9 protein-coding genes and 1 pseudogene are annotated in these 14,110 nt (G+C 65.3%); 4 read left to right on the top strand and 6 right to left on the bottom strand.

Going from position 1 to position 14,110, the window contains the following annotated elements; translation table 11 throughout:
- The first annotated feature begins 324 nt into the window (after positions 1 to 324).
- Positions 325 to 1,116 (top strand): crotonase/enoyl-CoA hydratase family protein, encoded by a 792-nt coding sequence (locus QMX89_RS05490; RefSeq protein WP_282347334.1) that lies wholly within the window; start codon positions 325 to 327, stop codon positions 1,114 to 1,116.
- 27 nt (positions 1,117 to 1,143) lie between these two features.
- Here QMX89_RS05490 and QMX89_RS05485 read toward each other — a convergent pair whose 3' ends face one another.
- Both QMX89_RS05485 and QMX89_RS05480 read right to left on the bottom strand, forming a co-directional pair.
- Positions 1,144 to 1,845 (bottom strand): spermidine synthase, encoded by a 702-nt coding sequence (locus QMX89_RS05485; protein ID WP_056843467.1) that lies wholly within the window; start codon positions 1,843 to 1,845, stop codon positions 1,144 to 1,146.
- 171 nt (positions 1,846 to 2,016) lie between these two features.
- On the bottom strand, positions 2,017 to 2,766 hold the full coding sequence (locus QMX89_RS05480; RefSeq protein WP_282347333.1) for a sulfite exporter TauE/SafE family protein: 750 nt from the start codon (positions 2,764 to 2,766) through the stop codon (positions 2,017 to 2,019).
- A gap of 215 nt (positions 2,767 to 2,981) precedes the next feature.
- Here QMX89_RS05480 and QMX89_RS05475 point away from each other — a divergent pair, with 215 nt between their 5' ends.
- Together QMX89_RS05475 and QMX89_RS05470 are read left to right on the top strand one after the other, a co-directional pair.
- Positions 2,982 to 3,452: a MarR family transcriptional regulator gene (locus QMX89_RS05475; RefSeq protein ID WP_049861021.1), complete on the top strand. Its 471-nt coding sequence runs from the start codon at positions 2,982 to 2,984 to the stop codon at positions 3,450 to 3,452.
- 72 nt (positions 3,453 to 3,524) lie between these two features.
- Positions 3,525 to 4,247 (top strand): FadR/GntR family transcriptional regulator, encoded by a 723-nt coding sequence (locus QMX89_RS05470; RefSeq protein ID WP_049861022.1) that lies wholly within the window; start codon positions 3,525 to 3,527, stop codon positions 4,245 to 4,247.
- On the opposite strand, the gene QMX89_RS05465 is transcribed toward QMX89_RS05470, so the two are convergent.
- From QMX89_RS05465 to QMX89_RS05455, 3 genes and pseudogenes are all read right to left on the bottom strand, one after another.
- Positions 4,213 to 6,576 (bottom strand): MMPL family transporter, encoded by a 2,364-nt coding sequence (locus QMX89_RS05465; protein ID WP_282347409.1) that lies wholly within the window; start codon positions 6,574 to 6,576, stop codon positions 4,213 to 4,215. The genes QMX89_RS05470 and QMX89_RS05465 overlap by 35 nt on opposite strands.
- Before the next feature lie 17 nt (positions 6,577 to 6,593).
- The gene (locus QMX89_RS05460) at positions 6,594 to 7,559 is read right to left on the bottom strand and encodes a YCF48-related protein (RefSeq protein ID WP_282347407.1); all 966 of its coding nucleotides are present in this window, start codon (positions 7,557 to 7,559) and stop codon (positions 6,594 to 6,596) included.
- A gap of 56 nt (positions 7,560 to 7,615) precedes the next feature.
- A pseudogene (locus tag QMX89_RS05455) lies at positions 7,616 to 8,920 on the bottom strand (MFS transporter); the annotation flags it as partial.
- A 258-nt stretch (positions 8,921 to 9,178) separates the two neighbouring features.
- Here QMX89_RS05455 and QMX89_RS05450 point away from each other — a divergent pair.
- Complete coding sequence (locus QMX89_RS05450; protein ID WP_282347332.1) at positions 9,179 to 12,649, top strand: hybrid sensor histidine kinase/response regulator; 3,471 nt, start codon at positions 9,179 to 9,181, stop codon at positions 12,647 to 12,649.
- On the opposite strand, the gene rmuC is transcribed toward QMX89_RS05450, so the two are convergent.
- Positions 12,620 to 14,026, bottom strand: coding sequence for a DNA recombination protein RmuC (rmuC, locus tag QMX89_RS05445; RefSeq protein ID WP_177327970.1), 1,407 nt, complete (start codon positions 14,024 to 14,026; stop codon positions 12,620 to 12,622). The two genes, QMX89_RS05450 and rmuC, sit on opposite strands and share 30 nt — an antisense overlap.
- Positions 14,027 to 14,110 lie beyond the last annotated feature (84 nt).

Genomic DNA, 14,110 nt, shown 5'->3' with positions numbered 1-14,110 from the left:
TCGAGAGTCACCCTGGCAGCTTTGTCGGCGGGGATTTGCGAAAACGATTGAATGAAAGAATCGTTAGGGAGAGTCCGCGGAACGGACATGCAGCCGAAGCTGTCTTCGGGGGATTGCGCTACCTAAACGTGGCCTGGTTAAAGACCGGCGCGCACTATACCTGAAAACGGCCGCAAGGTGAGACTTTTTTGTACCTTGGTGCCGCATGCACGGCAGAGCCACGCGGGCTTTGCGCGAATCGGCATCACGGTCTATTTTAGCGAAGGCGCCTGCGCAGGTGCGGCGGCTGAAACCTTTCATCCAAAACCTTCGGAGAACGCCGTCATGCCCACCCCCTGCCCTGGCAAGGTCAGCTGCGAGCTGCGCGAGCACGTCATGCTCATCGGCCTGGACCGCCCTGCCAAACGCAACGCGTTCGACCTGCCCATGCTCGATGCCCTGAGCCTGGCCTACGGCGCGTTCGAGCGCGAGCCGATGGCGCGGGTGGCGCTGGTGTATTGCCACGGTGACCATTTCACCGCAGGGCTGGATCTGACGGCGGTGAGCACGCGTCTGAGCCAGGGTTGGCAGGTACCGCCCGGCGGCTGCGATCCCTGGCGGGTGTCCGGGGGGCCGGTAGTCAGCAAACCGGTCATCGTCGCGGCGCAGGGGTACTGCCTCACCGTGGGCATCGAACTGATGCTCGCGGCCGACATCAACCTGTGCGCCAGCAATACCCGCTTTGCCCAGATGGAGGTGCAGCGCGGGCTGTTTCCGTTCGGCGGCGCCACCTTGCGCCTGCAACAGATTGCCGGCTGGGGCAATGCGATGCGCTGGCTGCTCACCGGCGATGAGTTCGATGCTCACGAGGCACTGCGCCTGGGCCTGGTGCAGGAAGTCATGGCCAGTGAGGACCTGCTGCCCAACGCGCTCGCCCTGGCCCAGCGGATTGCCCGGCAGGCGCCGCTGGGCGTGCAGGCGACCCTGGCGTCGGCGCGCCTGGCGATCAGCGACGGCGAAGTGGCCGCCAGCCGCCAATTGGCAGCGACCACGGGACGGCTGTTCGCCAGCGAGGACGCGCAGGAGGGCCTGGCGGCGATGCAGCAGCAGCGCCCTGCCGTGTTCGTCGGCCAGTAGCAGGGGGTATCGAGTCGACGCGGCGTGTCAGGTCGCCGGGCGGATCAGGTCGATCAGGCTCTGCAGGGAATAGCCCAACTGCGGCGCCAGGGCTTCGGCACGCTGGCGCAGACCGGGCAGGTCCAGCTGCTGCTCGATATCGGCCGGTACCATCACGATCACGTTGCCCTCCTTCACCGGCAATTCCCAGTAGTGGCGCTGGTAGAGCCCGCGCAGCAACGCAGCGCCGAGCGGCTTGCCATCGTTGCCGGCCCACTGGTTGATGATCAGCCAACCGTGCGGGTTCAGGCGTTGCTGGCACTGTTCGAGAAAGCGCCAGGCCAGATGTGCGGGCGCCGGGCCGTGATCGGTATACAGGTCGACGAAGATCAGGTCGGCGGTTTCGGCGCTGGGCAGCAGTTCCAGTGCGTCGCCGACCCGGATGTACAGCCTGGGATCGTCTTCCAGGCCCATGTATTCGATGGCCAGCCGGGGCACGTCGGGGCGCAGTTCGATGCATTCGACGTCTTCGAGTGGCAGGAACTTGAGGCAAGCCTGGGTCAACGTGCCTGCGCCAAGGCCCAGGAACAGGGCGCTTTCGGGTTCGGCATGGCACAGTGCGCCCACCAGCATGGCCCGTGTGTAGTCGTACTCCAGCCAGCTGGGGTCGGCAGTGAAAGTGCAGCTCTGCTCGATGGCGTCGCCGAACTCCAGGAAACGGTAGTCCGCCACTTCCAGCACGCGGATCATGCCCCAGGCGTCGTGCACCTCGGCCAGTACGTGCTCGGTGCGTTCGCGGGGTTGCAGGGTGTCTTGGTCTTCCACCTGAGGGCTCGTCGCGGCGAATTGAAGCGCCGATTGTGGCATTAATCCACCGAAACCGGGCACCCCGTGCGGTCGATTCGAGCTAGACCCTGAACACTAAACCTTGAACAGCAGCAGGACCGCGCACAGCAGCAGGAATACGCAAAAGCTGCCACGCAGGACTTTTTCCGACAGGCTGTAGGCGATCTTCACGCCCCAGCTGATGCTCAGCAGACCGCCCAAGGCCATCGGTATGCCCATGGCCCAGTCGACGTGATCGTGCACCGCGTAGGTCAGCAGGGTCACGCCGGTACTCGGCGCAGCGAGGGCCAGCGACAGGCCTTGGGCCATGATCTGGGTGGTGCCGAAGACGCTGGTCAGCACCGGCGTGGCCAGGACTGCGCCACCGACGCCGAAGAAGCCGCCGATCACCCCGGAAAAGCCACCCAGTACGCCCAGCCATGGCCAGGCATGACGCATCTCGCCCGTGCCACTGACCGGCCGTAGAAACATCTGCGCGATGTTGTAGACCACCAGCGCCAACAGGAACACCACGAAGCCCACTCGCATCGATCCCGGGTCGAGCCCGGATGCGAGCATCGAGGCCAGCCAGGCGCAGACCAGACCACCCACGGCCAGGGGCAAGGCGTGCCGCCAGGGAATGGGACGACGCTGGTGATAGCGCCACATTGCCAGGAGCACGTTGGGCACCACCATCACCAGCGACGTGCCCTGCGCCAGTTGCTGGTCCACGCCGAACAGCAGGCCCAGGGCCGGGATCGCGATCAGGCCGCCGCCGATGCCGAACACGCCGCCCAGCGTGCCCATCGCCGCACCCAGTGCAATGTAGAGCAATATTTCGAACATACCGCCTCTCTCTATCCGGGGTGCACCCTCAAGCCGTGCATCCTACCAGTGTGACCGCCGTCGATGGGCATGCACGTCGGGCACAACCTCGAACGAACTATGGGCGACGTTTGTAGCTCGAAATCAACAGCAGCCTCATCACGGAACGAGCGAGCCGCCAGCCCTGCCATCGGCGAATCGCGCAATGCTCTCGCACTATTGGAAAAAGGATCAGCATGAACACCGAATCCACTCATGACAGGGCAGTCACCGCGGACGACAGCCTGCTGCTGGATAATCAGCTGTGCTTCTCGTTGTACTCGACATCGCTGTTGATGACCAAGGTGTACAAACCCCTGTTGCAAGCGCTGGGCCTGACCTACCCGCAGTACCTGACCATGATGGTGTTGTGGGAACGAGACGGCATGACCGTGGGCGAAATCAGTACCCGGTTGCTGACCGACCCCGGCTCGCTGACACCCCTGCTCAAACGCCTGGAAGCCGAAGGTCTGCTCAGCCGTACCCGCAGCAAGGATGACGAACGCGTGGTCATCGTCGAGCTCACGCCCCAGGGCCGGGCCCTGCGCGACCAGGCCGAGTCCGTGCCACTGAACATCGTCAAAGCCAGTTGCCACAGCAGTGCGGAGCTGCGTGCCTTGCAGGCCAGCCTGCTGTCGTTGCGCAAGAACCTGCAACAAGGGCTCTGACAGCCCGCCCGAATACTTGGCGCGCAGGTGCTATCATCGCGCATTACCTGCCCCAAGGACCGAACGCGCCCCATGGATTATCGCAAGCCTTCAGATCGCAAAAGCATGCACTCGCGGATCGTCCAGGAACTGGGGATGCAAATCGTCTCCGGTCGCTTCAAGCCCGACGACCGCCTGCCCGCCGAAGCCCTGCTGTGTGAAGAGTATGCGGTGAGCCGCCCGGTGCTGCGCGAAGCCACCCGAGTCCTGGTGGCCAAGGGTCTGGTGTACTCCAAGCCGCGGGTGGGCTCGGTGGTCAAGCCGCGCCGTGAATGGCACATGCTCGACCCGGACGTGTTGCATTGGGTCATGCAAAGCACGCCGCAGAACGAATTCTTCGCCCTGCTGACCAGCGTGCGCACCATCATCGAACCGGCAGCAGCGGCGCTGGCCGCCCAGCATGCCACCGACGCCGAGGTCGCATCGATCGGCGAGGCCTACCAGCGCATGGAAGCGGCCGGATCGGTCGACGACGTGCTGCAGCCCGACCTGGATTTCCACAGCCGAATCGCCGACGCCACCCACAACGACCTGCTCGCGCACCTGTGCAACATGCTGTCGCTGGCGCTGCGCGAGGCGCTGCGTCATTCCAACCAGCGGCCCAACCTGCACGAGCTGGCGCTGCCGCGGCACAAGGCGATCCTCACCGCCATCGAGAACCGCGACGCCCTGGGCGCCAGGCATGCCACGCTGGTCCAGCTGGACGACGCACGCAATGCACTCAGTGTGGTGCTGGGGCGGGCCGAAGCGCTGTAGGCCGGACCAGCAGCCAGGCCAGTGCCGGTAACAACCACAAGGCGCCAAGCATGTTCCACAGCAGCATGAAGGTCAGCATCAGGCCCATGTCGGCCTGGAACTTGATGTCCGAGAACACCCAGGTCACCACCCCGCATGCCAGGCACAACCCGGTGAACAGGACCGCTCGCCCGGTGGATCGCAACGTCTGGTAGTAGGCCTGCTGCAACGGCAGTCCGGCGCGCAGGTGGCTGGCCAGACGACTGTAGAGGTAGATGCCGTAGTCCACGCCGATGCCCACGCCCAGGGCGATCACCGGCAAGGTGGCGACTTTCACGCCGATCCCCATGAACGCCATCAACGCGTTGCCCAGCACCGAGGTCAGCATCAGCGGCAGAACGATGCACAGGGTCGCGGCAAAGGAACGAAAGATCAGCAGGCACATGACCGCGACGCACAGGTAGACCAGCATCAGGACCTGTGGCTCACGAGCCTGGATGACCTGATTGGTCGCCGCTTCGACTCCGGCATTGCCGGCGCCCAGCAGGAACTGCAGGTTGTCGCGATCATGTTGCGCGGCGAACGCCTGGACCGCGTCCACCACGCGGTCCAGGGTGAGGGCCTTGTGATCGTCGAGATAGATCAGGATCGGCGCCAGCGAACAGTCGGCGTTGTACAGACCCTCTGCCCGTGCGACGGCACTGTTGAGCACGGCCGCGTTGCGGCTCAGGGTTTCCCACTTGAGGTTGCCCTCGTTCATGCCCTTGATCGTCTGCCGCGCCACACTGACCAGGGAAACCGTCGACTGCACCCCAGGGGTGTTGTTCAGGGTCCACATCAGGTCGTCGATGGCCGCCATCGTCGGGTAGGTCGAGCAGCCTTCGACCGGTGTCTTGACCATCACCACCAGCACGTCGGCGCGGGTAGCGTAGTGATCGATGATGAACCGGTTGTCGCTGTTGTAGCGTGAATCGAGACGCAGTTCGGGCGCGCCCTGATCGAGATCGCCGATCTGCAGGTTCTGGCTGTACCACAGGCCTGCGGCGCCCGCCAGCACTGCCATGAAGATCGAGACCGCTGCCGCGCGCGGGCTGGCCACGCGTGAAAAGGCGCGCCAGAAAGCCTGCTCGCGCGCACTGTCGGCCACTGCGCGTGGCCGAATGCCGATGTAGGAAATCACCACAGGCAGCAGGATCAGGTTGGTGAAGACGATCACCGCAACGCCTATCGAGGCACTGATCGCCAGCTCGCGGATGACGCCGATGTCGATGACCAGCAAGGCGATGAAACCCACGGCGTCGGCCAGGATGGCGACCATTCCAGGCAGGAACAGTTGCCGAAAGGTCCGTCGCGCGGCCGTCAGCGCGTCATCGGCAGTGCTCGTGTGCAGGGCGATGCCGTTGATCTTCTGCACCCCGTGGGAAATGCCGATGGCGAAGATCAGAAACGGCACCAGCATCGAATACGGATCGATCCCGAAACCGATCGCGTGCATCAGGCCCAATTGCCAGACCACGGCCACCAGGGTCGCGGTCAACACGGCCACGGTGCTGCGCACGCAGCGGGTAAATGCGTAGAGCAGCAGCGTCGTGATGAGCACAGCCACGGCGAAGAACGCGGCCACTTTCATCAGGCCATCGATCAGATCACCGACCTTCTTGGCAAAGCCGACGATGTGCACTTTGATCTGCGGATTGCGCGTCTGGAATTGCTCGCGAATGCGGTCTTCGAGCTGATGGGAAAACTGCTGGTAATCGAGTGTCAGCAAGCTGCCGGGACGTTGCGGATCAGGATAGCGTTCAAGCAGCGGGACCTCGATGATGCTCGAACGAAAATCGTTGGCCACCAGGCGGCCGACCTGCCCCGAGCGCAGCACGTTGCTGCGCAGCGCCTCCAGACTCGCTGCCGTGCCGTCGTAGCGCTGCGGGATCACCTCGCCGCCGGCGAAGCCCTCCTCGGTGACCTCGGTCCACCGCACGCTGGGGCTCCACAGCGACTTCAAGCCGGCACGGTCCACACCCGGCAGGTAGAACACTTCGTCGTGGAGCTGGCGCAGGGTTTCCATGTAGGCCGCGCGGAAAATGTCCCCGTCGGTGGCCTGCACCGCGATGCGTACGCTGTTGCCCAAGTGGGCGAGATCGTCGCGGTGGGCGAGCATGTTCTCGATGAACGGGTGCTGCAGCGGGATCATCTTTTCGAAGCTGGTGGCAGGGCGGATCAATATGGCCTGCCAGCACAGCCCGAGACTGATCAGCAGGCACAGGGCAATGACGGCGGGACGGTGATTGAAGATCAGCCGTTCGAGCCACGACCCTTGCTGCTCGTCGAGCGCAGGCGGAGGCTGGGGCACCTCACCTTGAGAGCCCGTCACGGTGCCACCGGCGCGCCGTCGCCGTCGACGCGTTCCAACCCGCCCTGCCCGCCCAGTACCCAGCGATCCGGTCCGGCCGCTGTGACGCCTGCCAAGGCCCGCCGGTCGGCGCGGCGGTAGAGGCTGAAACGGTAGCCATGGTCACGACTGCGCAGGACGCTGCCAGCGTTGCCCACCAGCAGGATTTCGCCACTGTCCAGCCGCGCCGCGCCGGCCAGGCCGGACGCCAGCACGCCCTGGCCGGCGCTCACCTCCACCGATTGCCAGCTGTCGCCGAAATCCTCGGAGCGATACAGGCTGCCGCGCAGGCCGTAGATCAACAGAGTGCGCGGCTGTCCGGTGCCGATCACGCCGAACCAGGAGCCGGTGTAGGGGCTGGGCACCGCGGTCCAGCTCGCGCCAGCATCGGCGGAGCGATACAGACTGCCTTGCTCGCCGACCACGAACAGACCGCCGTCCGGAATCATGGCGATGCCGTTGAGGTGGTACTGATCGTCGTTGGGCAGGCGCTCGCTGACCTCTTTCCAGGTCTGCCCGCCATCGCGGGTCTGCAGAACCAGGCCATAGGCACCGATGGCGAAGCCGTCGTCGACATCCTGGAACCACACATCCAGCAGAGGTGCTTCACGGTCCGGATCCTCGTGCTGTTTGCGCCAGCTGATACCACCGTCGGAGGTGGCCAGGATCACCGCGTCATGACCCACCGCCCAGCCATGCTGGCCGTCGACGAAGTACAGCGCGGTGAGCAGTTGTCGAGTCGGCACGCGAGCTTGCTGCCAGGTCAGACCCCGGTCTGCCGAATGCAGAATGTGCCCACGCTCACCCACGGCAACCAACCGCTGACCGGCCTGGACGACGTCGAGCATCAGGCCGTGTGCGGCGCGGCTCGATGCGATGGCGTAGTCGTCTGCGGCGCCCACCGGCTGTACGCCCTGCGAGACGATCAGGCACACACCGAGCAGGCAGCCCGCCAATCGACCCCACGACAGCGGCCCGCGCCGGGCGATCACCGACCGCGCAGCCACAGCCGAAAACGCGAGATGAACTCGGGCACGGCACTGAAGAGGTAGGCGTTGACGCCCAGGTTGGCCAGCGACACCACCAGAAACAGCTGGGGGATGGTCAGTTTGGCCATGCTGAGCAGGACGATGGACAGGATCGCCGACACCACCATGAACAACGCATTGAGGATGTTGTTGGCGGCGATCACTCGGGCGCGCTGGTCTGCGGCGGTGCGCGACTGGATCAACGCGTACAGCGGCACGATGTAGAAGCCGCCGAAGACGCCCAAGCCGAGAATGTCGAGCAAGACCCACCAGGTCTGGCCCTGTCCCAGCGCCCCGATCCAGGTCTGAGGCGCCGTCGCTGGCACATGGCCGCTCGAATGCCACCACAGCAGCAGCCCGAACAGTGTCAGGCCAAGCGCGCCCAGCGGCACCAGGCCCATCTCGACCCTGTGCCGGGACAGCCGCTCGCACAGCATCGAGCCCAAGGCGATACCCACGGAGAACACGGTCAGGATCAGGGTGACCACGGTTTCGTCCCCGTCCAGCCACTGCTGGGCGTAGGCCGGAATCTGGGTCAGGTAGATGGCGCCGACGAACCAGAACCAGGAATTGCCGATCAGCGAGCGCGAGACCGCCCGGGTCTGGCCCAGGCCCAGGCGCAAGGTGACCCAGGTCTGCCGGGCGATATTCCAGTCCAGGACCAGCCCCGGATTGGCGGCGCTCACCGGCGGTATGGCACGGCTGGCGAGATAGCCCGCCAGCGCCACCAGCAGCACGGCGCTGGCCACGACACCGGCGTGGTGGGAGGACGACATCATCACCCCGGCACCGATGGTGCCCGCCAGGATCGCCAGGAATGTACCCATTTCCACCAGGCCGTTGCCCCCCACCAGTTCTTCGGGGCGCAGTGCCTGGGGCATGATCGAGTACTTGACCGGGCCGAACAGCGCCGAGTGGGTGCCCATGGCGAACAGCGCGGCGAGCATCAGCCACAGGTGGTCGAATGCGAACCCCACCGCGCCCACTGCCATGATGACGATCTCGGCCAGCTTGATGGCGCGGATCAAGCGGTGTTTGGGAAATTTTTCACCGAACTGCCCGGCCAGCGCCGAGAACAGAAAGAACGGCAGGATGAACAGCAGCGCGCAGAGATTGACCCAGACGCTGCGGTCGCCTTCGATGGCGAGCTTGTAGAGGATCGTCAGGATCAGCGATTGCTTGAAGATGTTGTCGTTGAAGGCACCCAGGGCCTGGGTCACGAAAAACGGCAGGAAACGGCGCTTGCCGAGCAAGGCGAACTGCGACTGCTGACTCATCGATCCTGTCCCTGAATGATGCCGGGTGGGCTGGCCATGGGGGGTAGTGTGGCGTGGCGACGAGGCCCTGTACGGCAATCATGACCTGCACTTGAGAGCTGTCTTCGTCGGCGCACAGCATAACCCTATACCGTCCATCGCCCAACTGGATGACAGCGGTTGCGACCATGGTCGGCACTGACGGCGCAGCGCCTGCCGTGCGAGACTGGCGGATGCCCGTTGCGATGGGCACCTGCCCGTCCCGTTCCGGAGTCATCGATGTCGTTGTCCAGCGGATTGATCGCCACCGTTGCCCTGGCCTACATGGCCGTGATGTTCGCCATAGCCTTCTACGGCGACCGCCGCAGCGCGCCGCTGCCGCCTCGGGTGCGCGCCTGGGTCTACAGCCTGTCGCTGGCGGTGTACTGCACCAGCTGGACGTTCTTCGGTGCGGTGGGCCAGGCGGCCGAGCAGCTCTGGGCGTTCCTGCCGATCTACCTGGGGCCGGTACTGCTGATGCTGCTGGCGCCCTGGGTGCAGCAGAAGATGGTGATGATCAGCAAGCAGGAAAACATCACCTCCATTGCCGACTTCATCGCGGCGCGCTACGGCAAGTCGCAGAGCCTGGCGGTAGTCGTGGCGCTGATCTGCCTGATCGGTGTGCTGCCCTACATCGCCTTGCAGCTCAAGGGCATCGTGCTGGGCGTGAACCTGCTGATCGGTGCCGGTGCCGACGCCACCGGCACCCGCGTGCAGGACACCGCCATGGTGGTGACCCTGGTGCTGGCGCTGTTCACCATTCTCTTCGGCACGCGCACACTCGACGTCACCGAGCACCACCGCGGCATGGTCCTGGCCATCGCCTTCGAAGCGCTGGTCAAGCTGTTCGCATTCCTGGCCGTGGGCATCTTCGTCACCTACGGCTTGTACGACGGGTTCGATGATCTGCTCGATCAAGCCATGCTGGCGCCACGCCTGGAAGCGTACTGGAAGGAAACCATCAACTGGCCCTCGATGGTGGTGCAGACCGGCGTGGCCATGATGGCCATCCTGTGCCTGCCCCGGCAGTTCCACGTCACCGTGGTGGAGAACACCGACCCGCAGGACCTGCGCCTGGCACGCTGGGTGTTTCCCGCCTATCTGATCCTGGCCGGGCTGTTCGTGGTGCCGATTGCGCTGGCCGGGCAGATGCTGCTGCCCAGCTCGGTGATTCCGGATTCGTTCGTCATCAGCCTGCCCCTGGCCGAAGCCCACCCGGCCCTGGCTTTGCTGGCGTTCATCGGCGGCGCGTCGGCGGCCACCGGCATGGTCATCGTCGCCAGCGTGGCGCTGTCGACCATGGTCTCCAACGACATGCTGCTGCCGTGGCTGTTGCGTCGGCAGAGTGCGGAGCGGCCTTTCGAAGTGTTTCGCCAGTGGATGCTCAGCGTACGCCGGCTGAGCATCGTGGTGATCCTCTTGCTGGCTTACGTCAGCTATCGCCTGCTCGGCTCCACCGCCAGCCTGGCCACCATCGGCCAGATTGCCTTCGCCGCCGTGACCCAACTGACGCCGGCGATGCTCGGTGCGCTGTACTGGAAGCAGGCCAATCGGCGCGGGGTTTTCGCCGGGCTGGCGGTGGGTATCTTCCTCTGGTTCTACACCCTGGTGCTGCCGGTCGCGGCGCACAGCCTGAACCTGCCGCTGAACCTCTTTCCTGGTCTGGCCTGGATCCACGGCAACCCCTTCGGTTTGCCGATCACCCCGTTGACCCAAGGTGTGGTGTTGTCGCTGGCCGGTAACTTCATCCTCTTCGCCTGGGTTTCGGTGCTGTCGCGCACCCGTGTCAGCGAGCACTGGCAGGCCGGGCGTTTCATCGGTCAGGAGATCAACGCCGGTCCCCATGGGCGCTCGCTGCTGGCGGTGCAGATCAACGACCTGCTCAACCTGGCCGCGCGCTTCGTGGGTGAAGAGCGCGCCCGGCAGAGCTTTCTTCGCTACGCCTACCGCCAGGGCAAGGGCTTCAACCCCAATCAGAATGCCGACGGCCAGTGGATCGCCCACACCGAACGGCTGCTGGCGGGCGTACTGGGCAGTTCGTCGACCCGCGCGGTGGTGAAGGCGGCCATCGAAGGTCGTGACATGCAACTCGAAGACGTGGTGCGCATCGCCGACGAAGCCAGCGAGGTGCTGCAATTCAACCGCGCGCTGTTGCAGGGCGCGATCGAAAACATCACCCAGGGCATCAGCGTGATCGATCAGTCGCTGCGCCTGGTGGCGTGGAACCACCGCTATCTGGAGCTGTTCAATTACCCGGACGGCTTGATCAGCGTGGGTCGGCCGATTGCCGACATCATCCGCTACAACGCCGAGCGCGGCCTGTGCGGACCCGGTGAAGCGCAGGTGCATGTTGCCCGGCGCCTGCACTGGATGCGCCAGGGCCGCGCGCACACTTCCGAGCGGCTGTTTCCCAACGGTCGGGTGATCGAGTTGATCGGCAACCCGATGCCGGGCGGCGGCTTCGTCATGAGCTTCACCGACATCACCGCCTACCGCGAGGCCGCGCAGGCGCTCAAGGATGCCAACGAAGGCCTGGAGCAGCGGGTCGCCGAGCGCACCCATGAACTGTCGCAATTGAACCAGGCGCTGACCGAAGCCAAGGGTCATGCCGAATCGGCGAACCAGTCCAAGACCCGTTTCCTGGCCGCGGTCAGTCATGACCTGATGCAGCCGCTCAATGCCGCACGGCTGTTCTCCGCCGCGCTGTCGCACCAGCCCGATTTATCGACCGAGGCCAGCCAACTGGTGCAGCACATGGACCATTCACTGCGCTCGGCCGAAGACCTGATCAGCGATCTGCTGGACATTTCCCGCCTGGAGAACGGCAAGATCAGCCCGGATCGCAAGGGCTTCGCCCTCAGCGAACTGTTCGATGGGCTGGGGCCGGAATTCAAGGCGCAGGCCCGCGAACAGGAGCTGGATTTCCGCGTGCGCGGCAGCCGCTTGCGGGTGGACAGCGATATCAAGCTGTTGCGCCGCGTGCTGCAGAATTTCCTCACCAACGCGTTCCGCTACGGCCGCGGGCCGATCCTGCTGGGGGTGCGACGCAAGCCCGGCGCCTTGAGCCTCGAGGTTTGGGACCGCGGACCGGGCATCGCCCGCGACAAGCTGGAAACGATCTTCGAGGAATTCAAGCGCCTGGACAGCCACCAGACCCGGGCGGAAAAGGGCCTGGGCCTGGGCCTGGCGATTGCCGACGGGCTGTGCCGGGTGCTCGGCCATCCGCTGCAGGTGCGCTCCTGGCCGGGTCATGGCAGCGTGTTCAGCGTGACGGTCCCGCTGGCCGGCGTCGACACCCAGAACGCCCTGCCCGCTCCGGCGCCCGTGAGCCAGCCGCTGGGCGGGGCGCGAGTGCTGTGCGTCGACAACGAAGACAGCATCCTGCTGGGCATGCACAGCCTGCTCAGCCGCTGGGGGTGCGAGGTGTGGACCGCGCGCAACCGCCAGGAGTGTGCGGCGCTGCTGGCCCAAGGCAAGCGTCCGCAACTGGCCTTGGTCGACTACCATCTGGACGAAGGCGAGACCGGGACGCACCTGATGGCCTGGCTGCGCACTGCGCTGGCCGAGCCGGTGCCGGGCGTGGTGATCAGCGCCGACGTGCGCCCCGAAACCGTCGCTCAGGTGCATGCCGCAGGCTTGGACTATCTGGCCAAGCCGGTCAAACCGGCGGCCTTGCGGGCGCTACTCAACCGGTACCTGGGCCGGCACTGACACGCCGTCGGCATCGGCCTCGGCGCCGGCGTCCTGACGCGCTTCGGTCATGGCGCGTTCGAGCAGGTCGGGCGGCAGGCTCTTGCTGGCACGGGCGCCAAGCAACTTGAGCTGCTCGCTGCGGCTGACCAGGTTGCCGCGCCCTTCGGTGAGCTTGTTGCGCGCCGCGCCGTACGCCTTGTCCAGCTGCTGCAGGCGGTTGCCGACCTCGTCGAGGTCCTGGATGAACAAGACGAACTTGTCGTACAGCCACCCGGCGCGCTCGGCGATTTCGCGGGCATTCTGGCTTTGCCGTTCCTGCTTCCAGAGGCTGTCGATGACCCGCAGCGTTGCCAGCAAGGTGGTGGGGCTGACGATGACGATCTGCCGGTCGAAGGCTTCCTGGAACAGGTTGGGCTCGGCCTGCAGCGCAGCGGAGAAGGCCGCTTCGATGGGCACGAAGAGCAGGACGAAATCCAGGCTGTGCAGCCCGTCCAGGCGACTGTAGTCCTTGCCGGACAGGCCCTTGACGTGATTGCGCAACGACAGCACGTGCTGCTTGAGCGCGGCCTGGGCGATGGCACCGTCTTCGGCGGCGATGTACTGCTGGTAGGCGGTGAGGCTGACCTTGGAATCGACCACCACCTGTTTGTCGCCGGGCAGCATGATCAACACGTCCGGCTGGAAACGCTCGCCGTCCGGTCCCTTGAGGCTGACCTGGGTCTGGTACTCGCGACCCTTTTCCAGCCCGGCATGCTCCAGCACCCGCTCCAGAATCAGCTCGCCCCAGTTACCCTGAGTCTTCTGGCCCTTGAGGGCCTGGGTCAGGTTGGTCGCTTCGGTGCTCAGGCGCTGGTTCAGCTGTTGCAGACGCTCCAGCTCCTTGCTCAGCGAGAAGCGCTCGCGCGCCTCGTTCTGGTAGCTCTCTTCTACGCGTTTTTCGAACGACTGGATGCGCTCCTTGAGCGGATCGAGCAGTTGACCCAGGCGTTGCTGGCTGTTTTCGGCGAAGCGCTGTTCGCGCTCGTCGAAGATCTTGCCGGCCAGCTCGGCGAACTGCGCGCGCAGTTCGTCCCGTGAACCCTGCAGGTCGTTCAGGCGCTGCTGGTGGCTGTCCTGCTGTTCGCGCAGTTCAGCCGACAGGCCGGCGCATTGCGCATCCAGACGGCGCAATTCGGTTTCACGGGTGCTGCGTTCGATGCTCCAGGCGTGGGCGGCATCGCGGGCATTGTCGCGCTCGTTCTGCAGCAGCTCGACCTCGCGGCGCAGACCGGCCAGTTCGGCCTGCTTGGCCGAGTTGGCCTGGCTCAGGTCGCTGACCTCGTCGCGGCAGGCATCGAGCTGCGCGCTCAGGCCGTCCTGAGCCAACTGCGCGTTGCTCAGGCGCTCGTCGAGCAAGGCGACCTGGGCCAGGGCGGCAGTGCTTTTGCGCTGCAGCTGCCAGGCCAGTGCCAGGCACGGCAAGGCGGCCGCCAGCAGGCC

Source organism: Pseudomonas sp. PS01301, assembly GCF_029960215.1.
In the GTDB taxonomy this organism is placed as follows: Bacteria; Pseudomonadota; Gammaproteobacteria; order Pseudomonadales; family Pseudomonadaceae; genus Aquipseudomonas; species Aquipseudomonas coleopterorum.
The sequence above is the reverse complement of the archived record's forward strand: the minus strand, read 5'-3'. Positions and strand labels throughout refer to the sequence as shown.